This is a genomic window from Psychrobacter sp. T6-4, from assembly GCF_052258425.1.
Taxonomy (GTDB): Bacteria; Pseudomonadota; Gammaproteobacteria; order Pseudomonadales; family Moraxellaceae; genus Psychrobacter.
Window position 1 is genome coordinate 26630 of sequence record NZ_JBQQEZ010000005.1, and the last position, 21962, is coordinate 48591.

The 21962-nt window shown below is 45.2% G+C and carries 21 protein-coding genes; 11 read left to right on the forward strand and 10 right to left on the reverse strand.

Going from position 1 to position 21962, the window contains the following annotated elements; all coding sequences use genetic code 11:
* The first annotated feature begins 159 nt into the window (after nucleotides 1–159).
* Nucleotides 160–1476, forward strand: coding sequence for an ABC1 kinase family protein (locus ACTXGE_RS04800; protein WP_443542190.1), 1317 nt, complete (start codon nucleotides 160–162; stop codon nucleotides 1474–1476).
* A gap of 52 nt (nucleotides 1477–1528) precedes the next feature.
* Nucleotides 1529–2770 (forward strand): YbfB/YjiJ family MFS transporter, encoded by a 1242-nt coding sequence (locus ACTXGE_RS04805; RefSeq protein ID WP_443542192.1) that lies wholly within the window; start codon nucleotides 1529–1531, stop codon nucleotides 2768–2770.
* A 19-nt stretch (nucleotides 2771–2789) separates the two neighbouring features.
* On the opposite strand, the gene ACTXGE_RS04810 is transcribed toward ACTXGE_RS04805, so the two are convergent.
* Nucleotides 2790–3269 carry an Lrp/AsnC family transcriptional regulator gene (locus ACTXGE_RS04810; protein ID WP_317198912.1) on the reverse strand — a complete coding sequence of 160 codons (480 nt, stop codon included), beginning with the start codon at nucleotides 3267–3269 and terminating at the stop codon, nucleotides 2790–2792.
* A gap of 192 nt (nucleotides 3270–3461) precedes the next feature.
* Here ACTXGE_RS04810 and leuA point away from each other — a divergent pair, with 192 nt between their 5' ends.
* A complete protein-coding gene (gene leuA, locus ACTXGE_RS04815; RefSeq protein ID WP_443542193.1) occupies nucleotides 3462–5228 on the forward strand; it encodes a 2-isopropylmalate synthase in 1767 nt (588 codons plus the stop codon).
* A 325-nt stretch (nucleotides 5229–5553) separates the two neighbouring features.
* Nucleotides 5554–6168 (forward strand): hypothetical protein, encoded by a 615-nt coding sequence (locus ACTXGE_RS04820; RefSeq protein WP_435949003.1) that lies wholly within the window; start codon nucleotides 5554–5556, stop codon nucleotides 6166–6168.
* A gap of 81 nt (nucleotides 6169–6249) precedes the next feature.
* On the opposite strand, the gene accC is transcribed toward ACTXGE_RS04820, so the two are convergent.
* The 4 genes from accC to ACTXGE_RS04840 form a co-directional block, all read right to left on the reverse strand.
* A complete protein-coding gene (accC, locus tag ACTXGE_RS04825) occupies nucleotides 6250–7623 on the reverse strand; it encodes an acetyl-CoA carboxylase biotin carboxylase subunit (RefSeq protein WP_317198908.1) in 1374 nt (457 codons plus the stop codon).
* 100 nt (nucleotides 7624–7723) lie between these two features.
* A complete protein-coding gene (gene accB, locus ACTXGE_RS04830) occupies nucleotides 7724–8149 on the reverse strand; it encodes an acetyl-CoA carboxylase biotin carboxyl carrier protein (RefSeq protein ID WP_317198907.1) in 426 nt (141 codons plus the stop codon).
* 224 nt (nucleotides 8150–8373) lie between these two features.
* Entirely contained in the window at nucleotides 8374–9741 is a 1368-nt protein-coding gene (locus ACTXGE_RS04835) for an MATE family efflux transporter (RefSeq protein ID WP_443542196.1), read from the reverse strand.
* Nucleotides 9742–10010: 269 nt separating this feature from the next.
* Nucleotides 10011–10487: an EVE domain-containing protein gene (locus ACTXGE_RS04840; RefSeq protein WP_443542197.1), complete on the reverse strand. Its 477-nt coding sequence runs from the start codon at nucleotides 10485–10487 to the stop codon at nucleotides 10011–10013.
* A 347-nt stretch (nucleotides 10488–10834) separates the two neighbouring features.
* Here ACTXGE_RS04840 and hemW point away from each other — a divergent pair, with 347 nt between their 5' ends.
* A complete protein-coding gene (gene hemW / locus ACTXGE_RS04845) occupies nucleotides 10835–12076 on the forward strand; it encodes a radical SAM family heme chaperone HemW (RefSeq protein ID WP_443542345.1) in 1242 nt (413 codons plus the stop codon).
* A gap of 88 nt (nucleotides 12077–12164) precedes the next feature.
* On the opposite strand, the gene ACTXGE_RS04850 is transcribed toward hemW, so the two are convergent.
* Nucleotides 12165–12305, reverse strand: coding sequence for an entericidin A/B family lipoprotein (locus ACTXGE_RS04850; protein ID WP_317198904.1), 141 nt, complete (start codon nucleotides 12303–12305; stop codon nucleotides 12165–12167).
* Nucleotides 12306–12590: 285 nt separating this feature from the next.
* Between ACTXGE_RS04850 and ACTXGE_RS04855 the strand changes: the two genes are divergently transcribed.
* Entirely contained in the window at nucleotides 12591–13142 is a 552-nt protein-coding gene (locus ACTXGE_RS04855; protein WP_435949000.1) for a tRNA (cytidine(34)-2'-O)-methyltransferase, read from the forward strand.
* Nucleotides 13143–13181: 39 nt separating this feature from the next.
* On the opposite strand, the gene ACTXGE_RS04860 is transcribed toward ACTXGE_RS04855, so the two are convergent.
* The 4 genes from ACTXGE_RS04860 to tusD are packed head-to-tail and all read right to left on the reverse strand — an operon-like array spanning nucleotide 13182 to nucleotide 14642.
* Nucleotides 13182–13502 carry a TusE/DsrC/DsvC family sulfur relay protein gene (locus tag ACTXGE_RS04860; protein ID WP_435948999.1) on the reverse strand — a complete coding sequence of 107 codons (321 nt, stop codon included), beginning with the start codon at nucleotides 13500–13502 and terminating at the stop codon, nucleotides 13182–13184.
* Nucleotides 13499–13828, reverse strand: a complete 330-nt coding sequence (locus ACTXGE_RS04865) for a hypothetical protein (RefSeq protein WP_435948998.1) — start codon at nucleotides 13826–13828, stop codon at nucleotides 13499–13501. Before ACTXGE_RS04865 ends, ACTXGE_RS04860 begins: the two co-directional genes overlap by 4 nt.
* Nucleotides 13829–13881: 53 nt before the next feature.
* Nucleotides 13882–14205, reverse strand: coding sequence for a hypothetical protein (locus ACTXGE_RS04870; protein ID WP_435948997.1), 324 nt, complete (start codon nucleotides 14203–14205; stop codon nucleotides 13882–13884).
* 26 nt (nucleotides 14206–14231) lie between these two features.
* Nucleotides 14232–14642 carry a sulfurtransferase complex subunit TusD gene (gene tusD / locus ACTXGE_RS04875; protein ID WP_443542199.1) on the reverse strand — a complete coding sequence of 137 codons (411 nt, stop codon included), beginning with the start codon at nucleotides 14640–14642 and terminating at the stop codon, nucleotides 14232–14234.
* 290 nt (nucleotides 14643–14932) lie between these two features.
* Between tusD and glnE the strand changes: the two genes are divergently transcribed.
* From glnE to ACTXGE_RS04900, 5 genes are all read left to right on the forward strand, one after another.
* The gene (gene glnE, locus ACTXGE_RS04880) at nucleotides 14933–17788 is read left to right on the forward strand and encodes a bifunctional [glutamate--ammonia ligase]-adenylyl-L-tyrosine phosphorylase/[glutamate--ammonia-ligase] adenylyltransferase (protein WP_443542347.1); all 2856 of its coding nucleotides are present in this window, start codon (nucleotides 14933–14935) and stop codon (nucleotides 17786–17788) included.
* Between the two features lie 137 nt (nucleotides 17789–17925).
* A complete protein-coding gene (locus tag ACTXGE_RS04885) occupies nucleotides 17926–18855 on the forward strand; it encodes a branched-chain amino acid transaminase (protein WP_443542201.1) in 930 nt (309 codons plus the stop codon).
* A 156-nt stretch (nucleotides 18856–19011) separates the two neighbouring features.
* Nucleotides 19012–19851, forward strand: coding sequence for a glycosyl transferase (locus ACTXGE_RS04890; protein WP_443542203.1), 840 nt, complete (start codon nucleotides 19012–19014; stop codon nucleotides 19849–19851).
* A gap of 66 nt (nucleotides 19852–19917) precedes the next feature.
* Nucleotides 19918–20784: a glycosyltransferase gene (locus tag ACTXGE_RS04895; RefSeq protein ID WP_443542204.1), complete on the forward strand. Its 867-nt coding sequence runs from the start codon at nucleotides 19918–19920 to the stop codon at nucleotides 20782–20784.
* A gap of 60 nt (nucleotides 20785–20844) precedes the next feature.
* Entirely contained in the window at nucleotides 20845–21954 is a 1110-nt protein-coding gene (locus ACTXGE_RS04900; protein ID WP_317198895.1) for a glycosyltransferase, read from the forward strand.
* Nucleotides 21955–21962 lie beyond the last annotated feature (8 nt).

A 21962-nucleotide genomic window follows, 5' to 3' on the forward strand; every position in this document is an offset into this window, starting at 1 on the left:
AGAACACCTGTAGCTTCAAGTGTTTTCTGTCCAAGATACGCTTTACCTCAATGCTCACTATATATCCTAAATTTGGCAGTATCTATTTAACCATATCATCACTTACTGATTTTTTATTGCAGGCTAGTAAGCTTTGCTCATTAATAATAGTTGTCTTTTATGAAAATACATCGTCCGCATTTATTAAAACATACTCTCAATGTCGCTAACCGTGTACGTCAAACAGCAAGTGTCGCAGGTCTATCTGCTTTTCGCGTTGCTAAAGGGGAGAAGCCTGACGCGCAGATGCTCAAAGAAACCTTTGAGCAATTAGGTACCACTTATATCAAGATCGGGCAGTTCGTCGCTAGTACGCCGTCGCTATTCCCGCGTGAATACGTTGAGGCTTTTCAAGATTGCCTAGATCAAACGACGCCGCTCTCATACCAGTATATCGAGCAAGTATTGAGCGATGAGCTGGCGATTAACGGTCAAAGCTTGAGCGATCTATTTGCTCATATCGAAACAGAGCCGTTAGCGTCAGCCTCTATTGCGCAAGTACATGCTGCGCGATTGCATAATGGTGATGAAGTGGTGCTAAAGGTGCAAAAGCCTGATGTCGAAACTATTATGCAGACTGATCTTGGGGTCTTGCATGGGGTAACCAAAATCATTGAACTACTGATGCCCTCGATGAGGTTTGCCAGTATCGCACCTATTATCGACGAGATTCGCTTGCGTATGCTCGCTGAGACCGACTTTATCGCTGAGGCGCAAAATATCCGTGATTTTCAGCAGTTCCTAGCGGTATCGGGCAATACAAAAGTCATCGCGCCGACCGTCTATGATGAGCTGACTACCAAGCGCGTGTTGACCATGAGCCGACTCAATGGCGTCTCTATGATCAACGAATCTGTTATGCGTCAGTACTGTGATGATCCTGCGCAGGTGATGGCAGATACATTGAATACTTGGTTTGCAAGCCTTATGCTATGCAATAGCTTTCACGCTGACTTACATGCGGGCAATCTAATGCTACTCACTGACGGGCGTATCGGCTTTTTAGACTTTGGTATCGTCGGCAAGCTCAAGGCTGAAAGCTGGCGCGCCTGTATGGGCATGATGCAAGCCTTGCAAGACAATGACTATCAGGCTATGGCGCATAATATGATCGATATGGAGATGACGCATGGTCGCTCACAGGTCGATGTGGCAGCGCTCGGTCAGGATTTAGAGAAGATGATGCGCACGATTATGGCTGAGGACAAAGCCTTTACCAGTGGCGTGCCGTTTAATAGCAAAGAGCAGGCCGATGAGCTCAATAAGATGATGTTAGAGATCGTCGCCGTCGGCAAGCGTCATGGTATTCATTTTCCGCGTGATTTTGCTTTGCTTACCAAGCAGCTGTTATATTTTGATCGTTTTATGCGCACCTTAGCGCCAGATATGGATATGTTTAGCGATCAGCGCGTGGCGATGATTGCGCAGCCTGTTTAATCGTTACCCCTTACAAAGGATTGTGAGCTTATTGCCACAAGTGGGCACTGTCATGAAGACGACCTCTCAAAGCCGTATGCGTATGGTGCCTACTATCACCAACGAGACTATCATAGCGCTCATAGGTCTATATTGTCTCGCGGTCGTTATGGGATATGGCCGGTTTTTATTTACTGCTACCTTGCCTGATATTATGACCCAATTGACACTCTCGACGACGGTTGCAGGTTGGCTGGCATCGGTTAATTATATTGGCTACTTTATTGGTGCTTTGATTGCGATGTTCGTCCCGCAGCGCACAACGTGGCAGACGCTCATGCTATGGACAGCAATGAGCGTAACCACTACCATGATGCTGGCAATACCCTCGCTGCCTATCATGCTCTGGTACCTAGTGCGCTTATTGGCAGGTATCGCAAGCGGTATTGCGATGATTCTGAGCTCAACCCTCGTTATTCAAAGCTTTAGCCTTGAGCGCCGAGCACTACTCTCAACCCTGCATTACGCAGGTATCGGCGTCGGTATTAGCGCATCCGCGATTTTGACATGGTGGTTGTTATCTTTAGATTATCATTTCGATGTGATTTGGTTGATCGCAGGGCTGAGCAGTTTGCCGCTGTTATGGTTATTACTGGGTATTCGACCTGATAACGCTGCTGATGCAAACCCACAGCCACGCTCTATTCATCAAACCTACATTAACTTCAAACGCTCCTTGTATGAAGCGATCAGTGGTAATGGCAAAGCCATATCTTTGTTATCAGCCAGTTACGTGCTCGCAGGCTTTGGCTATATTACCTCTACGACCTTTTTGCCTGTTATGGCGACCAATCAATTAGCAGACACTTACGCTGGCTTGCAGATTTGGCTGGTAGTCGGCGTAAGCATCATCATATTCAATCCTGTTTGGGGTATCCTTGCCAAACGTATTGGCGAGATTAATACTTTAATTGGCTTAACTTTGCTGCAGGCACTAGGCATGTTCAGCCCCCTATGGTTTGCAGGTGCACTTGGACTCTATGCCAACGCCATCATCGTCGGGATGACCTTTGCAGGTATGGTCTCGATGACCTTAAATATTATCAAAAATATGAACCCTGTTTATTCAAACCTGCTCATTGGACTGGCTACTTTAGCCTATGCGCTAGGACAGTTTATAGGGCCGCTCGTAACCGTGGCACTCGCAGGCGATAATGATAACTTCGATGCTGGACTGCTCGCAGCGGGTATCGGGTTATTAATGGGCTTAGGACTGTTACTATGGTTTCGTCAGTTGCCGCAAAAATCAGTCTAAAATCGTTATAAGATGACTACTACACCATGTTACGATTGAATACTTCTCGTAGCTCAAAGCTCGTGTGCACTTGCGCTACGCCCTCGATACGGTTAAGACGATGCAGCAAAAACTCCTCATAATGCGCCATATCGCGTACGCGCACCTTGATTAGATAATCTTCAGTGCGGCCGGTAACGATACTACAGCTCACCACCTCATCAAAACTCTGCACCTTGCGCTCAAACTGCTCAAAGCGCTCAGCAGTATGACGATCCATACTAATAGCAATAAATACTGCTAGCGGGTAGCCAAGTTTTTGCGCGTCAGTTTGCGTATGATAGCCTGTGATAATGCCTGATTCTTCTAAGCGCTTGATACGCCGCGCACAAGGAGTTGCAGATAGATTGACCTGTTCGGCAAGCTCAGTGATACTCATGCGAGCATCGGTCTGTAATAGACGTAGTAGCTGCTTGTCTATTTTATCGATAGTAATAGTAGAATTGATATTGTTATCCATTATAATTTGCCCTGTTGTTTAGAGATTTTCGCTATTTAAAGCCTTAATACTATCAATAATCACTATTATGGCAGGTAATATCTTTTGATAAAGCCGTTTTTTGATCGTACTAATTTGCTATTATAGGGTCATCCCATCAGCATTCAGTAGATATTCTTAAATTCACAACATTTCAATTCATAAGGAACACTCATGTCTGAACCTGTCATCACTCCAAAAAATCCTGCTTTTGACTATCGCAAATATCGCGCTTTTGAGTTTGCACCACATCTGCCAGATCGCACGTGGCCGAGCAAAACGATCAAAAAAGCACCGATGTGGGCAAGCGTTGATCTGCGTGATGGCAATCAGGCGCTAATCGATCCGATGACTATTGAACAAAAAATGCGCTTTTTTAAGACGTTGGTCGATGTTGGTTTTAAAGATATTGAAATTGGCTTTCCGTCAGCGGCGCAAGTAGAGTTTGACTTTGCGCGCAAGCTCATTGAAGAAAACCATGTCCCTGATGATGTGACCTTGCAAGTATTGGTACAGGCTCGCGAGCATTTGATCGCCCGTACCTTTGAGTCGTTAAAAGGCGCAAAGCGCGCTATTGTCCACGTCTATAACTCTACCAGTCGTATTCAGCGCGAAAAAGTATACGGTAAAGATAAAGCGCAGATTAAAGAGATCGCTATCGAGGGCGCTAAGTTATTGGTTGATTATGCTGCTAAGTATCCTGAAACCGAATGGGTCTTTCAGTATTCACCAGAGAGCTTTAGTCAGACCGAAACCGAATACGCGGTAGAAGTCTGTGACGCGGTATGTGATATCTGGCAGCCTGAGAACGGGCAAGAGGTCATCTTTAATCTACCTGCAACGGTTGAGGCCTCTATGCCCAATATCTTTGCCGACCAAGTTGAGTACTTCTGTCGTAACCTTGCCAAACGCGAGCACGTCATTATTAGCCTGCACACGCATAATGACCGTGGCTGCGCGGTAGCCGCCGCGGAACTTGGCATACTCGCAGGCGCTGACCGTATCGAGGGCACATTACTCGGTAATGGTGAGCGTACGGGCAATATGGACATCATGGTCACAGCGATGAATATGTTTAGCCAAGGCATAGATCCCAAGCTTGATTTTAGCAACATGAGTGAGATCGTGCAGGTGGTGAGCGAGTGCAATAACTTGCCTGTGCATCCGCGCCACCCCTATGTCGGTGAGCTGGTATTTACCGCCTTTAGCGGCTCGCATCAGGACGCTATCAAAAAGTCGCTCGATTATAACGAGCAGCATGTCGATGAAACCGAGAACGTTTGGGACGTGGCGTACTTGCCTATTGACCCTGCGCACATCGGTCGTAGCTATCAAGATGTCGTGCGTATCAACAGTCAATCAGGCAAAGGCGGCGTCGCTTACATCTTGCAGCGCAATTACGGCTTTAACTTGCCGCGCTGGATGCAGATTGACTTTAGCGGCATAGTACAAAAACAGGCTGAAAAAGTAGCGCGCGAATTACAGAACGATGAGATCTTACAGACCTTTGAGAGCACGTATTTACAGCAAGGTGATTTTGAACTGCTCGATTATAGTGTCAATAATAAAGGCGGCGAGGTCTTCTTTAGCGGTCAAGTCAATATGAATGGCGATACCATCACTATAGATGGTACTGGCAATGGTCCGTTATCTTCCTTTATTGATGGACTTGCGCAGCATACTGGCAAATCGCTCCATATCATCAATTACGCTGAGCACGCGATCAATCCGCAGCACAATAATGTTGATGGCAATGCCGACGGTTATGATGACGATACCAGTACGGATAACAAGACCAATGCTAATGCTGCCGCCTACATTCAGCTCAATGTCGATGGTACGGTGTACTCAGGTATCGGAACCTGTAGCAGTACTGTCTCTGCGATGCTTAAAGGCGCGTTATCTGCTCTAGCACAAGCGCCTAATACTACTGCGGCGTAGTGTAGTAGCGTCATTATTAAATGAGCCTTCTATTTTAAGTGTGAAAACGCTTGGAGTAGAGGGCTTTTTTGTAGTGTGGGTTAGTCAGTTGCAAGCCGTATTTGATGTTTTATATTAATTTACAGTGTTAGGTGTCGCAAGCTCTTACTAACGTACGTGTTGAACCATGCCAGTGTAGTCTAACTAGTCTTATGCTCAGATATCGCTTGCCCATCAGCTGATGAGCGTTAAACGCAGTAACCCATAGCATATTGTTACTTGTGTTTTAGTCGGCTAAGACTTACGCTAATGAGTAGTTTAATTTGAATAATAATTAAGGTTAATTATGGAACCTATCTTCTCATTTGCGTCTATTTCTTTGGCTTCTATTTTGGCGTCTTTGCCCGCAGGTAACGAGAGTACAAGCGCCTCTAACATTACGACTCATATCAGTCCTGCTATCGCTGGGCAGTGGGAGATTGAGCTAAACAATAGCGGTGCTATGAGCAATCAATCTATACTCGATAGTCTAATGCTAGCTGAGAGTGCCTCAGAGACTACTGATGGCGTACTAGACCAAAGCGAGCGCCGCATCATCACTATGACGCCAAGCAATACTCAAATACCCGCTACTACAGGTTTGAATAGTAGCGCTCAAGTGTCCTCAAACGATCAGTGCCGTGAGATATACAACTTCGGTGCCGATAACGAGATGTGGGCGGTAAGTGGCAAAGAGTGGACGTACAGTCGCTACCTAGTGAGTCATCTCGATGAAGGTTTGCCTATTATCGCAATCAAGACCATTTATGATAATAATGAAGTGGACTGCTCAGGCAATCAGATTGATCAAAGTGATGAGACGCTGATTGCGTTTTTGGATCATAAGGACAATCAGATGCAGTGGTGCGCGGATCCTGAAGGGCTTGAGTGCTTTATGACCTTTCGTAGAGTCATGCCGTAGTTTTTAACTATGACCTTGCACAATTAAAAAGCCGCCCTTTATATAAAGAGCGGCTTTTTAATTGTGCTAAGAGTTCCTAAATTAAGCACTATAATCGACTTCTGGTTTCTCTTTTTTAGGTTGCAGTAGTACCTTTTCGAGATAATGAATGTTTTGTGCCTGTTCACTAAACTCCTCATCCGCCAAGATGACATCGCGATGTAGCGGGATATTGGTCTTGATACCTTCAATGACCAGCTCATCAAGCGCGTGCAACGTCTTTGATATGGCTTGCTGGCGCGTTTGACCGTGACAGATCAGTTTGCCAATGAGCGAGTCATAGTAGCTGGGTATCTCGTAGCTAGGATATAGGTGTGAGTCAAAGCGCACGCCTGCGCCGCTTGGGGCAAATAACTGGGTGACTGTGCCCGGTGAGGGCATAAAGGTCGCAGGATCCTCGGCATTGATACGGCACTCGATAGCATGGCCTTGTATCTCAATCTCGCTTTGACGGTAAGAGAGACCATACCCTGCGGCGATTTTGAGCTGCTCGACCACCACATCGATACCGGTAATCATCTCAGTAACCGGATGCTCAACTTGCACGCGAGTATTCATCTCAATAAAGAAGAATTCATTGTTTTCAAATAAAAACTCAAAGGTTCCCGCGCCGCGATATTTGACCAGCTCGCAGGCTTTGACACAAGCACGTAGGATAGGTTCACGGACATCATCTGGAATATCAGGGGCAGGGGCTTCTTCTAATACTTTTTGGTGGCGACGCTGTAGCGAGCAATCACGATCATATAAGTGAATGGCATTACCGTTACCATCGCCCAAGACTTGCACCTCGACGTGGCGCGGGTTTTGTAGATAGCGCTCCATATAAACCGTATCATCACCGAACCACAGCTCAGCTTCTTGCTTGGCCGCTTGTACTTGTCCGACCAGCTCATCAAAACGCTCAACGACGCGCATACCACGGCCACCGCCACCAGAGGCCGCCTTTATAATCAGAGGAAAGCCGATATTGCCCGCTTGCTCTTCAGCGTTGTGCATAGTGACTGCGCCAACAGAACCAGGAACCGTCGGCACGCCTGCTTTTTTCATGGCATTAATAGCAGAGACTTTGTTACCCATCAGGCGAATATGATCCGCGTTTGGTCCTACAAAGGTTAGACCGGCCTCTTCGATACGTTCAGCAAATTCAGCATTCTCAGCCAAAAATCCATAGCCTGGGTGAATAGCGTCAGCGCCCGATATCTCAGCTGCCGTCAATATGGTGCTAATATTGAGATAGCTCTCACTGGCATTGGGCTTACCAATACAGATAGCTTCATCGACGAAACGCAGGTGCATTAGGTTTTTGTCAGCAGTAGAGTAGACGCCTACGGTCTCTATCCCCAACGCTTTGCACGCCCTTACAATACGCAGGGCGATCTCACCTCGGTTGGCAATCAGTAACTTTTTTATCATAGAATCATCCTTGTTTTAGCCGTGCTAGCTGAGTGATGTGCTAGGGTGCTCTAGCTATTTGTATCACCGCAGGCAACTGAGTAAAGTAGGGCAAGAACCGTTAAGCCTTGTAGCGAATAACAGGCTGACCAAACTGTACCACATCAGAGTTTGCGACCAAGATCTCATCTATGACGCCGCTTTGAGTGGCCTCAAGTGGATTCATGATTTTCATGGCTTCTATGATACCGAGCGTATCACCCGCCTGTACCTTTTGACCGACTTTAGCATATGGCGGATCATTTGGACTTGGTGACGAATAAAAGACGCCGACCATAGGAGAGGTCTCAACGCTACCAGCTTTGACGTCAGATTTGGGCGCAGCGGCAATAGGCGCACCAGCAGCAGGTGCTGACATCATTTGTTGAACGGGCGCATCGTAGTGACGGGTTAGGCTGATATGCTCATCGTCAGAGCTGATTTCTAGATTGACCAGCTCGTTTTCTTCCATGAGGGCGATTAGAGTACGTATCTTTTCAATATCCATAATTTTATTGATACCTTTTATTAGAATGCAAGAAACAATTAGTGTAACAAAATATAGTTTGTCTTGATGACAATCATACCTATATTCAGCTCAATGAGCAATCAATGTACAACTGTTAACTCAATTTTTTTATATTATTATCGTTAAAATTTTTATTACATCTCAATTATCATACTAGATAAAGTACTGCCAGAGTGTATAGCTTACTTATCATCAAATCTTGGCTAGCCCCATGCTTGAGTTAAGCGTTTTTGTTGATACATAAGTCTTAAAGTTAACAAAATCGCTGCCAAAAACAGTCCTGTAATCAGCGCCATCCAAAACCCCTGCGCGCCTACATCGGTATAGCGCACAAGATAGATACCCATCGGTAGCGCAACGACCCAATAACAAAACATCGTGACCCACATCGGTACTTTGGTATCTTGTAGACCGCGCAAAATACCCGCGACATTGACCTGCCAGCCGTCAAACAGCTGATAAGCGAGTGCAAATATCAATAGATGCATAGCCTGTGCTTGCACCTCAGGGTTGTCAGTAAAGGCCATCGCCAGTTGTGGGCGAAATAGCCAAACACCAAGCATGCAGATGATCGCAATGAGTACTGTCCAGATAAGCCCTGTGGCTTGCACTTGCCGCAGCGCCAGTAAGTTTTGCTCGCCAAAGCGGTTGGATATCATAATGGTCAGCGCCATCGCGACCGATATGGGGATCATAAATAACTGTGAGGTGACTGCCAGTGCTACTTGGTGTGACGCCGTTGCCAGCTCTCCTAGCGGACTGATAACTAAAGCACCTAAGCTAAACAGACTGGCTTCAAAGAAAATCGAGACGCCAATAGGGATGCCTAGTGCAAGCAATTTGGCGATTTGGACGCGATCAGGGCGGGAAAAATGTCGATAAAATCTGGTATTTGCAAATTGCTGACGCTTAGTAAAAGCGGTGTAAGCGGCGAGTAGTAAGACATTGATCCAAAGCACAATAGCGGTTGCCACCCCGCAGCCTGCACCGCCAAGCTCTGGCATACCAAATAGGCCATGAATAAAGATATAATTGAGCGGTATATCCGCTAAGAGTCCAATGATGCTAATGACAGTGACAGGTTCGGGGCGACCAAGCGCTTCGCAATAACTGCGTAGCACCGCGTAGACTGCTAGAGCTGGAAACCCAAAGGAGACACCGTACAGATATTGCGCCGCTATCGGCTGAATATTTTCAGGTACGCCCATAAGGCTGAGCACATTGGGCGCCAAGTTGACAATAACAAAACCGATGATGCCAATCACCGCTGCCGCCCACAAGGACTGCTGAGTAATATGCGGTATGCGCTCGTGGTTTTTTTGCCCTATGGCCTCACCGACCAAAGGCGTGGTCGCAATCAAAATGCCCGTCGCGAGCAAAAATAGCGGTAACCAAATCCCAGAGCCAACAGCAACTGCCGCCAGATCAAGTGCTGAGACGCGTCCTGCCATAATAGCATCCACGACCCCAAGCGCTGCCTGACAAAACTGCGTGATCAAAATAGGCAAGGCTAAAACGCCTAAGCGCAGACTATAGCTCTTAAAATCGGTAAAGGATAAGGGCAACACCATAACGAACAACTTATTAAGTGATTATATTTTGATTGGTACTTTTATCGAATATATCTTTGATTCAACGAAACAGTAAATAATGAATAAAGCCAAATGAACACCTATTGTGAAAAGCGTTTGTCATCTATAAATTAGATCTGCTAAAACAAAAATAACCTGTCAATCCAAAGGTTGAATCAACAGGTCAAAAGTTGTGATGATGGTAATCAAGCAAGGCCTAGATGTCAATGCGTTAACCGTCGCTTTGTCGGTATGATGAGCACTCAAGGCTAAGGCACAAGATCTAAACTCTCAGCCATATCGATAATCGCTTGCCAGTGTTTTGGCTCAAGCGGGATGACCGTAAGCTGCTGACAGCCTTTTTTGAGCAATAGGGAGTCCTCAAGCGCAGGTATAAACTTGAGTGCGGACAGCGGCACGACATCGGTAAATGCCAGCTCAAAGCTCACATCAACCATATACCAGCGCGGCATATCCTCAGTTGCTAGTGGATCATAGTGGCGATGCTCAGGATGAAACTGCGTAGGATCAGGGTAGCCTGCTTGAGTAATCGTCATAATACCTGCCGCTCCCGATGGGTTGGCGCTTGAATGATAAAAAATGACCTGGTCACCCACCTGCATATCATCACGCATGAAGTTACGCGCACGATAATTGCGTACGCCATCCCAGCTATCGACTCCTAAGCGCTTGATATCATCAATACCAAAAAACTTTGGATTAGATTTCATTAGCCAATATGCCATTGTTTATCCTTTATAATACATTTTTTAGCCCACTTTAAATCAGTACTGCTCGTATTCCTTTCTCTGGCGTGCCTGCACAGATAGAGACTGCGCAAAATGAATACCAGCAGTACATCGTGTAAAATACATCAGCTTTATTGTGAATTCACTATATACAGTAACGCTATCAGGGTTTATACGTCTCTTATTACCAGTGTACTTTTAATTAAAACCTTTAACCGTTATCCTAGCAGGATTTTGTATGATAATCGCTACGCCAATAGTAAGTAAACCTTATGCCCAAACTTAAAACCATCAATGATACCAACATAGTTGATTATGATGACAGTAACGACAGAGTAGCCTCTATGGACTTACAGGTTACACAGATCCCATTAGCGCTATATATACATATTCCATGGTGTGTCAAAAAATGTCCGTATTGCGACTTCAACTCGCATGAGCTACCTATAGATCATCAGCTGTCTATGTATGACGACTACGTCGATGCACTGTTAACAGATGCGCGCACGCAAATGACATTGACGCAAGGGCGGCAGATTAGCTCGATATTTATTGGCGGCGGAACGCCTTCACTATTGCCAATAGACCAGTATCAACGCTTATTTGATGGACTGCGCGACTGCTTTGAATTTATGCCTGATATTGAGATTACTATGGAGGCCAATCCTGGTACGCTTGAGCATGCGCCCTTTGCTGAGTATCTAAAAGTCGGTATCAATCGCTTGTCTATCGGCGTGCAAAGCTTCGCTGACGATAAGCTTCAAGCGCTCGGTCGTATTCATGATCCTGTCCAAGCTATATCTGCGATAAAAGCGGCGCGCGCGGCTGGCTTTAATCGCGTCAATGTGGACTTGATGCATGGTCTACCGCAGCAAACGCTCACCGAGGCGCTATATGATATTCAAACTGCGCACAACGCTGGCGCGACGCATATCTCATGGTATCAGTTGACCATAGAGCCGAACACCGTGTTTTATCGCAGCCAGCCTATATTGCCTGATGAGGATAATCTAGCGGATATTGAGCAGGCGGGTCAGACATTATTAGAGCAGCTGGGTTATCACAATTACGAAGTATCCGCTTGGGCAGGCGCATCAGATTCGCCTTGTCGTCATAACGTGAACTACTGGCAGTTTGGCGATTACTTGGCGATAGGTGCAGGCGCTCATGGCAAAGTGACCATTAGCAAAAAACAGGGTCATAAAATTGACGTCATAGAACCCAAAATCTCAGGTTTGGCGGATGCGTCGTCGCATAATGAGCAGGTTACAAAGACAGGTATTTACCGTTTTAGCAAGACCCGAGCGCCAAAAGACTATACAAGGTACCAAGTCGCCCCAAAAACGATATGGCAGGCCATTGATCAAGATGAGCTGGTTAGCGAGTTTATGCTCAATGCGCTACGCTTGCATAGCGGCGTAAGCACTTATTTGTTTGAGGCTCGAACCGGATTGAGTATCGATGCTATCGCTGGTGAAATAAAAGGTTTAGTGAGTAGCGGTTTGCTAGAGGATACTGACGATAAGATACAGCCAACCCCATTAGGACAGCGTTATCTTAACCAGATATTGCGCGCTTTTCTTTAACTACTTTTAGTCTTAAATCAGTAAAAACAGAGCCAAAAAAAAGGACTTACCCAAGGGTAAATCCTTTTAAGAAATCTAAATATAAAACTTAGATTTTTTGTTTTACGTCAGTTGCTGTGTTGCTAACTGCTTCACCAGCGCCAGATACGTCTTGGCCAAAACCTTGTAGAGTATTGCAACCTGTTAATACAAACATAGCGGTCAAAGATGCGATGATTACTTTTTTCATAGTAAATTCCTCAAATTAGAAAGTGTAGTGATAGTGCATTTTATCCAAAAAATTAGTCAGGAGCCCTAAAATTGTGAACAAGCAATATCAACCGATAAAAAGATAAAACCACAGTATAATTGTCTCAGTGAGCACAACGATATTGTCGTCATATCCATTGTCGCTATGATAGTGAAAGTTAAAATCAGTGCACAGTACCAAAATGTAATTATTGATAATAAACTGTAACTTGTTATTACGCAGAACAGTCAAATCGTCATAAACAAAAAATTATGGAAAATCTTAATGACCATTCATATTGTGTTGATCGCGCCCAAAATGCCCAGTAACACAGGCAACATTATACGTCTTTGTGCCAACAGCGGCGCGCAGCTTCATCTGGTACGACCTTTAGGGTTTGAGCTAGACGATAAAAAACTGCGCCGAGCAGGTCTTGACTATCACGAGTACGCGCACCTAAAGGTGCATGATAACTGGCTTATTGCCAAGCAATCTTTATTGACTGCGCAGTGTGAGCATATCGTTGCTCTGACTACTAAGCTTAGTCATCCATTCTATGATTATGACTTTACTAAAAAAAGGTCAAGTCACGTTAGCCAAAACAATATTGCCCTAATCTTTGGCTCTGAGACCGCAGGATTGAGTGATGATATTCGTACTGATATCGGTGCTGAGCATTGGCTCAGATTACCTATGCTGCCAGATTCACGAAGTTTAAACCTATCGAACAGCGTAGCAATCTGTCTTTATGAGGTTTGGCGTCAACAAGGGTTTGTGGGAGATGAAGGACGTAGTACAGGATACGAGACTTTAAGTGTTTATGATGCTAAAGAATAGTGTTTTACATGTCAGCAGGTGTCTAACGCACAAAGCGAGCTACAAGCAATTAGGCGGCTTGGGCAGTCCTGCTAGTCTATTGACATGACGGGCGACCAGTCCAGTATTGAACAGCGCTTGGAGCTTTTGATTGCTAATAGTGTGCTCAGGCAAGACCTTTTGTAGCCACTTGATGAGTGGACGCGTGCTAGGCGCATGATTAAAGGTATCAAAAAACACCCGTACTTGACCCAGAATATCTAAGTGCTCCTGTGTCAGGTGCACATCCAACGTATCAGCAAGCTGCTGCGCGACAATAGGCGTCCAAAGGGTATGGTCGTTCAAGTGACCGTCTTGGTCTAAAGATAAGGGCTCACTCATAAGTTAATCGTCACTACGTTATCAAATTTATCATCTTGAGTCATCGTAACCCACTCACTATCACTTAAAATACTTGTGAGATTTTTATCTAGTTTTAGATTTTTTTGTGTGTCATCGCTAAGGGTCGCTATATCGTCTGCAAGCGCATAGATCGCCTGAATATTGTCGATATCGCTATCATTTAGATAAGCTTGCAGCCAGTCAATAAAAGTGACGGTAGTACCAAGCAAAAGAATACTATCACCAGCGCGCCAAGTCAGCGCCATCTGCTCAGTGCTGCGCCTAAGTGTATCCACCGTACTATGTAATTGGTATAAAGTTGCCATTAGGGTTATCCCTTTTTATTTAGAACATGATTGAAGCTTAATAATAACCATAGCTAAAACGTTAAAATCTGATCAAAGTCTTGTACGTCTACAACCTCTGGTATCAGCGTGAGTTGCGCCGCTAAATCATTGGACACTATACCTGTAAGCCAGCCACTAAAGACGTCTTCGGGCAGCCAAGCTGGTGGCATATCGTATAATTCCAGTGATTGAATCATGCCATGTAGGCGCGATTTGGACTGCATAAGCAATCCAAAAACAGGCGCATCCAAATACAGTTGCACTTCATGCTCAAAGGTCGCCAGCGTCAACGCTAAAGCGCAGCCCTCGTAACTTGCTATCTCAGTTGCTGTACGTAGCTCAATTAAAAATTTCATGATATAGGCTCGTAAAAAGTATGGTCTTAAAATTGAAGCAGGCGACAATTGCCTTGTATCATCATGGCAAGCTCGCCTAGACCAACGAGCGTAAATCCATCGGCGATATTATCACCCTCTAAGTGATGACGGGCGCTATTATCTATATCACTGATGCCGCGACTGAGCGCTGTACTCACGCAAACGGGTAGCGATAACGGATATTGCTCAGCCAAAGCTTGCCACTCCCTAGTTACATTTATCTGATCAGCAGACTGCCAGCGCAGACGATTGGCGATATGAGCGGCGTCTGCATAAAAGAACACTTTTAACGGTTTGCTGTCGTCGTTATTATCAGATCTGTTTTGTAAGTAAGCACGCGCGTAACGCACCGCTAAAGATGCTAGCGGATGACTAGGATCTTTTGTTAGTAGTAATACAGTGTCTTTGGTAGTCATAAAGAAATATCGCACAGTATGGTGAATCGTTTAGTAACAAAATTTTCATGCTACCATGAGGACATAAAAGTGAATAATAAGCTTGAGAGTTCATATTCAATAATGATCACGATATTGTAGCAAATAATGCGCCGCTGCCCGAGAAATACCGTTTTTGTATCGGTTTGCAGTTAATAATGACCGCCATGTAATAAAAAACAATAAACTTTTTTATCAGGTTCACGTAGTCTTAACCTTTAACGTCAGGAGTTTTTGTCCCTATGCTACCGGAGCCATCATCGTCATCAGATATGCCATCTACTAATCCCAACACGCTTAGCTACCAACCAACGCCTGAGCAGATTCAAGTTTTGCAAACGGCGAGCGAATTTGCCTACCAAGTGTGGGAGAGTCGCACGATATCATGCCAGACGTTTTTGCGCAGTTATCCGCTAGATAGTACCTTGACCCGCCAGCAGATTGACGATTTGATTCAAGATTATACGCTAGATGACAATTACCAGCTGGGGGACGAGACGCAAGTCATGAGTGGTCTGCGTCATCTGCGTACTTCACTGATGATGCGCTGGATATGGCAGGATGCACTCAACCTGATTACGCTTGAACAATTAACAGATGAGCTGTCTGAATTCGCTGATGGTTGTATCTTATTTGCTAAAGAGTACACCTATACGCATCTGGTCGCTCAATACGGTCAGCCAACCTTTATCAATGCACAAGGTAATGTACAGACCGACGATATGGCGATTATGGCAATGGGTAAACTTGGCGCGCAAGAGCTGAATCTATCAAGTGACATAGATCTTATATTTGTCCATTGGGCACGCGGTGAGACGGATGGCGACAAGGCTGAAGGCACACGTAGTATTGACAATAAACGCTTTATGAACAGGCTTGGTCAAGGCATTATAAAGCTGCTTGATAACAATACTGCCGACGGGTTTGTGTTTCGAGTCGATATGCGCCTACGCCCTTGGGGCGATGGCAGCGATCTGGCTATTCACCTATCGGCATTGCAAAAGTATTTTGCCAATCATGGCCGTGCTTGGGAGCGTTTTGCTTGGTTAAAGGCACGAGTGGTCGGGCAAGTGGCTCAGCCTTTTTTTGATGAATTGCAAGAGCTGATTAAGCCATTCGTCTTTCGCTATTATGTGGATTATAGTGCGTTCTCAGCGCTTAGAGAGATGAAGTCCCTTATTCAAAACCAAGTGGCTCAGCGCGAGGATTTGGACAATATCAAGCTTGGGGCAGGTGGTATTCGCGATATCGAGTTCATTGTACAAGCGTTCCAGCTCATCTACGGCGGGCGTCATCCCGAGCTACAGGTTAAATCGTGCCTTGAGGCCATGAGGGAGCTGTACAGGTTTGAATATTTAGAGCCAGAGACTTACGAGCAATTGCAAGCGGCCTATCGGTTTTTACGTCGCCTAGAGCACGGTATCCAAGCGATCAATGATCAGCAAACTCAGCGCTTGCCGCAAGACCCCATATGGCGTCAGAACCTAGCGACAACTTTAGGGTTCGATAATTGGGAGGGGTTAATAGAGACGCTCAACAGGCACAGACATACGATAAATGTCCCCTTTGAGCGTATGGTGACTGAGCGCCAGATGCCAACACAAGACGATGAGGATCTAGAGCCTATCGAGCTTGAGGCACAAATAGCCAAACTCGATACGGTATTGAGCGAAGAGAGCCGCGCGCAACTGGATCAGTTTTGGCAGTCCAAAATGGTGGCTAACTTAAGCGATGAGGCTAGAGATCGTTTGGATGACGCTTACCCTGTCATTGTACATGCCTTGCTCGCTCACCAAGAACAGCAGCAGCTCGCCAATACGGCTCTGCCGCGTTTGATTACGTTACTTGAGGCCATTTGTCGCCGCTCTATTTATTTGGTCATGATCGCAGAGAACCCTAACGCGACGGTTGAGCTGATTCCTATGCTCTCAGCGAGCCCGTGGATCGCTAATGAGCTGGCGCGTTATCCTGTACTGCTGGATACTTTTCTTCAGCAGCGCTACCGTCATTTGCCTGACAAGATTGAGCTACGTGATATCCTGCGTCAACACCTGCTGCGCGTAGAGCCAGGGGAAGAAGAAGAGCTACTCAGCGCACTGCGTCTATTTAAGAAGAATCAAATACTGGCAGTAGCGGCGAGCGATGTACTCGCTGAACGCCCGATTATGAAAGTCTCAGACTCACTGACTTATATCGCAGAGGTCGTATTAGAAGCCGCTCTTGAGCGCGCCTTTGCTGAGATCGTCAAGCGCTACGGCTATCCTATTGCTACTAATGGCGACCCGGTTACCGAAGCGGATTGCGGCTTTGCTATTATCGGTTATGGTAAGCTTGGCGGGCTTGAGCTATCGTATTCATCTGACTTAGATCTAGTGTTTTTGCACAAGATAAAAGAGGCTGGCATGACTACAGGTGAGAAGTCTGTGAGCGGAATGAAGTTTGCCGCGAGGCTAGCGCAAAAGCTGATGACTTATCTCAATACTCAAACCCGTGATGGCCGCGCCTACGAGATTGATATGCGTCTTAGGCCCTCTGGCAATGCCGGCATGATGGTGGTGTCTTGTCATGCTTTTGAGACCTACCAGTTGGATAAGGCATGGGCTTGGGAGCATCAAGCCTTAGTGCGCGCCCGTGCTATTTGCGGTGATAAGCTTGTGACGGCGCGTTTTTGTGATATACGCCGCTCGGTATTGTCCCTGCCGCGTACCCTTGATGAGGTGAGAGTAGAGGTCACCAGCATGCGTTTGAAGATGCAAAAGCATCTCGGTACTAGCTCAAATGAGCAGCGTAAAGGCAAGTTTCATCTCAAACAGGATGCTGGCGGCATAGTTGATATTGAGTTCTTGGCGCAGTTTGCGGTGCTGGCGTATTCGCATGATTACCCAAGTCTGACCAAATGGAGTGATAACGTACGTATCTTTGAAGAAGTCGCTGCTCTTGGGATATGGGAGGAGCAGGTTTGCCTTGATTTAACTGATGCTTATTTGCGTATAAGAGCAGCCACTCATCAGCTGGCATTGGCTGAGCAGTCATCACTAGTTGATGAGTCGTTATGGGTGGAGACGCGGCGCTTGGTACAGACGCAGTGGCAGCACTTGATGGGTGTACCGCCAAGAGATATTGAATAAGATCACCTTAAAAAATTGTTTAATGCCAAACTAAAAAATTGTAACGATGTAGGTTTGCGGTGATATAATCACTCGCAGATTAAATTTCAACACTCAACGAAAAAGTTAGTCGTCGGTACTAGCATAAGGACTATTAAATGAACATGGCAACACAAGAGGGTAAGCTTTGGATGAATGGTGACATGATTGACCAACCTGATGCCAAGGTTCATGTCCTTACGCATAGCTTACATTATGGTATGGCGGTCTTTGAAGGCGTGCGTGCTTATCAAACTGCTGACAAACGCACCGCGATTTTTCGTTTAAAAGAGCATACCGAACGTCTATTAGGTTCTGCCAAGATATTCCAGATGGATGTGCCGTTTGACCAAGCAACGCTTGAGCAGGCACACAAAGATGTGGTCAAACAAAACAACCTAGAAGAAGCCTACATTCGCCCTCTGATTTGGGTCGGCGCTGAAAAGCTTGGTCTATCTTCACGCGATAACAGTATCAATGCGATGGTTGCCGCTTGGCATTGGGGTGCCTATCTTGGTGAAGACGGCATCAAAAACGGTATCCGCGTCAAAACTTCATCCTTTACCCATCACATGACCAACGTCACTATGTGTAAAGCTAAAGCCTCTAGCAACTATCCTGTCTCTATCATGGCCAACCAAGAAGTGACCCGTAATGGCTATGATGAAGCCATCTTGATGGATCCACAAGGTTACGTCTGTCAGGGCGCAGGCGAAAATTTATTCTTGGTAAAAGACGGTGAGCTACATACGCCAGATCTAGCAGGTGGGGCTCTTGACGGCATTACTCGCCGTACCATCATGCAGTTTTGTAAAGACTTAGATATCAAAGTCACAGAGCGCCGTATTACGCGTGATGAGTTCTACCTAGCGGATGAGATCTTTATGACAGGTACCGCCGCTGAGGTCACACCGATTCGTGAATACGACGACCGTACTATCGGCAATGGCGGGCGCGGGGAGATCACTGAAAAATTGCAAACCTTGTACTTTGATGTGGTTCATGGTCGCAATGAGCAGTATATGGATTGGTTAAGCTTTATTGATTAGTTGAGCTTTATTGATTAATAGTATCATTATCCGAAAAGTATAAAAGCTGAACATAAGTGTTCAGCCTTTTTTTTATGATAAGATGCGGTTTATAATGTACCACTATGTTTCTGCAAGTTCGTGTCATCTACTCCAAATTTAAAGCGAGCCTTTTTTATGTTCAAAAAAGCGAAAGATAAAACTCAAGATAATGATGTTAAGCAAATTATCTGCATTAAATGGGGTACCAAATACGGTGCTGATTATGCGAATAAACTATACGGCATGGTATCACGCAACATCACCCCGCCATTTCGCTTTGTGTGCTTTACCGATGATACGACTGATGTCCGTCCAGAGATTGAATGCCAAGAATTGCCGCCACTTGATGTGACCATGCCGACCAATACTTTAGGTAAATGGCCAAAATCACGTTTATGGGGCGAAAAGCTCGGTGATTTAACGGGTACGGTACTATTCGTAGATTTAGATGTCATTATCGTAGACAGCTTAGATCCGTTCTTTGACTATGGTAAGCCTGACGATATCATCTTGTCATACAATCCAAGTAATCCACTCGAGCGCTTGGGTCAAACTTCGTGCTTTAGGTTTCAGGTCGGACAGCTAGTATCACTACAAGAAAAGTTCAAAGCCGATCCTCAAGGTATCGCGGACAAATACCGTTTTGAGCAGCGTTTTGTGACCCGTAACGCACCGGGCGGGGTGAAGTTATTTCCCAAAAAGTGGGTGGCGCACTTTAGACGCAAAAGCCGCCATCCGTTTCCACTTAACTACTTTAAAACGCCAAAGATACCAAAGGGTGCGCGTCTTATTATATTTCCTGGTGACTTGTATCCAACGCATGCTATTGAAGGTCGCTACAATAAGAATGCCGCTAATAACGCAATTGACCACTTGAAGCGACTCAAAGAGCCTAAAAATCTCAAAAAACCACTACGTCATCTGCGCCATTTTATTCTACCAGTAGATTGGATAGAAGAGTACTGGAAGGAATGATGACGACATATGTTCAAGCATGACTAATCGCAAACTAATATTATTAAGCAGCTAGCAGGTAAAACTATGAAGCAGGATGACACTATCAAGGTCTTCGTTGGATGTGATCCAAATAACTGTGATTTAGAACAGATGATGGTTCTCGATTATAGTATTCGCAAGTACACTACAAATTCTGTCGACATTGTATGGATGCAATTATCACGTGATCCCAATAGTCCTTGGTACTCAAACCCTGAGACAGGCGAGGGCTGGAACACGGTTAAATGGTCAACGCCTTTTTCTGGATTTCGCTGGGCGATACCTGAGTATTGCGATTTTTCGGGACGAGCCATTTATATGGATGCCGATGTGGTCATTTTAGACGACTTAGCTAAGTTATGGCAGCATCCGATTACTGGCAAGTCAATAGTTGCGGCCAAAACTAAAGCTGATATGACGAGGTTATGTACCTGTGTGTGGGACTGCGCCAAAGCTCAATCTATCATACCGTCTATAAAAGAGCTTAAACAAGATCCTGACAGTCATAAAAAAATGATGAAGCTTCTCAAAAAGAACAAGCGTCTGATTGAGCCGTATCAAGACAGCTATAACTCAGTCGATGGTGAGGATTTAGCAATTGACGATATCAGAATTTTGCATTACTCAGATATGGGTACGCAGTTTAGTCATAAGTACGCTATACCGAGAGTTGAAGCAGAAGGCTTTGAACACTGGTTTGATGGTAAGGTCTCGCCGCATCCTAGAAAAGATTTAGCTGAATTATTTGATAGCTATTACAACGAGGCACTCGAAAATGGTTATCAGCTCGATGACTACCGCATAGAGCCGTTTGGCCGCTTTCCAAAAAAGACTCAGCAAAACTATAGTGGTAATAATGTAACGCGTCCAAAAGCATCGAAGTCTTTGCTTTCAAGAATATTTAAACGCTGATGAGCTAATGTAGTAGAGCTGTAAGAGCAGTTATTTTAGTGCAGTTAAAGGTTATTATTTATGAAGCCACAATCAAAAATTGCGGTACTAGTAATCAAATGTTTACAAGGCGGCGGTGCTGAGCGCGTAGTATTGACCTTAGGCCAAGGGTTTTATGAGCTTGGGTTTGAGGTGCATATTGTTAGGATTAGACCTCGCATAGAGTATGAGCTCAATCCGAATCTAAATTATCATTTACTTAGAAACAGGTTCAAACCTTTCAGGCTTATACCAGGAGAGGAGCGGCGTGATAAAGTATATGCACAGGTGCTAGATCATTACATCAGCAACAAGATAGGCCATCCTGACATCATCTTATCTAACCTTGATCGCGCTGATAGTATTCTTAGCTACAGCAAACTGCCTAATATCATCTACGTCATTCACAATACCTTGTCGCTGTTGCATAAGTTTGGACAGACAGCGCTTGCTAAACAGACCCAAGAACGTTTTGTTGAGATCTACTCAAAACACCCTTGTGCTTGTGTCAGCCAAGGTGTCGAAAAAGACTTTTTGCACAATTTTGGCGACATCACACCGACGACTGCTATATATAATCCTATTGATAGAGACAACATACAGAAACAAGCAAACGCTTTTGTCCCCGATCACCAAAATTACATTATCCATGTGGGTAGTTTTAAAGAAGCTAAGCGTCATGACGTCTTGTTAAAAGCCTATGCAAAAACCGATCAATCCATACCGCTACTGTTATTGGGTCAGGGCAAGCTACAAAGTGAGATTAAAGCGCTAGTGACAGAGCTTGGACTTGAAGACAAGGTGGTCTTTTTAGGCTTTCAAGAAAACCCATTTCCATATATTAAGCACGCTCAATTTATGGTGTTAACTTCGGAGTGGGAAGGGTTTGCCTTAGTGATAGCAGAAGCTCTAGCTTTAGATACTGCTGTAATTAGCACAGATTGTCCATCGGGTCCAAGCGAGCTATTGCCTGAAGGGAATCTGATGCCAGTCAATGATGTTGATGTCATTGCTAAAACGCTTATGCAAGCGATGAGCCATCCCGATCAGTTTCATGCTACGTTCGATGAATCTTTGCTACCAGACAGTATCGCACAGCAATACTTAGACTTTGTAGACTCTACAAATGCTGTAGGGTCATCATCTTGCTAGTGCCAAGG

Bases quoted from the DNA above. Each gene is read 5' to 3' on its own strand.
- ACTXGE_RS04840 (WP_443542197.1), bottom strand. From the start codon at position 10,487: ATGGCATATTGGCTAATGAAATCTAATCCAAAGTTTTTTGGTATTGAT.
- ACTXGE_RS04895 (WP_443542204.1), top strand. From the start codon at position 19,918: ATGAAGCAGGATGACACTATCAAGGTCTTCGTTGGATGTGATCCAAAT.
- ACTXGE_RS04890 (WP_443542203.1), top strand. From the start codon at position 19,012: ATGTTCAAAAAAGCGAAAGATAAAACTCAAGATAATGATGTTAAGCAA.
- ACTXGE_RS04835 (WP_443542196.1), bottom strand. From the start codon at position 9,741: ATGGTGTTGCCCTTATCCTTTACCGATTTTAAGAGCTATAGTCTGCGC.
- ACTXGE_RS04820 (WP_435949003.1), top strand. From the start codon at position 5,554: ATGGAACCTATCTTCTCATTTGCGTCTATTTCTTTGGCTTCTATTTTG.
- ACTXGE_RS04870 (WP_435948997.1), bottom strand. From the start codon at position 14,205: ATGAAATTTTTAATTGAGCTACGTACAGCAACTGAGATAGCAAGTTAC.
- accB (WP_317198907.1), bottom strand. From the start codon at position 8,149: ATGGATATTGAAAAGATACGTACTCTAATCGCCCTCATGGAAGAAAAC.
- hemW (WP_443542345.1), top strand. From the start codon at position 10,835: ATGGACTTACAGGTTACACAGATCCCATTAGCGCTATATATACATATT.
- ACTXGE_RS04810 (WP_317198912.1), bottom strand. From the start codon at position 3,269: ATGGATAACAATATCAATTCTACTATTACTATCGATAAAATAGACAAG.
- ACTXGE_RS04855 (WP_435949000.1), top strand. From the start codon at position 12,591: ATGACCATTCATATTGTGTTGATCGCGCCCAAAATGCCCAGTAACACA.
- ACTXGE_RS04800 (WP_443542190.1), top strand. From the start codon at position 160: ATGAAAATACATCGTCCGCATTTATTAAAACATACTCTCAATGTCGCT.
- glnE (WP_443542347.1), top strand. From the start codon at position 14,933: ATGCCATCTACTAATCCCAACACGCTTAGCTACCAACCAACGCCTGAG.
- accC (WP_317198908.1), bottom strand. From the start codon at position 7,623: ATGATAAAAAAGTTACTGATTGCCAACCGAGGTGAGATCGCCCTGCGT.
- ACTXGE_RS04900 (WP_317198895.1), top strand. From the start codon at position 20,845: ATGAAGCCACAATCAAAAATTGCGGTACTAGTAATCAAATGTTTACAA.
- tusD (WP_443542199.1), bottom strand. From the start codon at position 14,642: ATGACTACCAAAGACACTGTATTACTACTAACAAAAGATCCTAGTCAT.
- ACTXGE_RS04805 (WP_443542192.1), top strand. From the start codon at position 1,529: ATGAAGACGACCTCTCAAAGCCGTATGCGTATGGTGCCTACTATCACC.
- leuA (WP_443542193.1), top strand. From the start codon at position 3,462: ATGTCTGAACCTGTCATCACTCCAAAAAATCCTGCTTTTGACTATCGC.
- ACTXGE_RS04885 (WP_443542201.1), top strand. From the start codon at position 17,926: ATGAACATGGCAACACAAGAGGGTAAGCTTTGGATGAATGGTGACATG.
- ACTXGE_RS04860 (WP_435948999.1), bottom strand. From the start codon at position 13,502: ATGAGTGAGCCCTTATCTTTAGACCAAGACGGTCACTTGAACGACCAT.
- ACTXGE_RS04850 (WP_317198904.1), bottom strand. From the start codon at position 12,305: ATGAAAAAAGTAATCATCGCATCTTTGACCGCTATGTTTGTATTAACA.
- ACTXGE_RS04865 (WP_435948998.1), bottom strand. From the start codon at position 13,828: ATGGCAACTTTATACCAATTACATAGTACGGTGGATACACTTAGGCGC.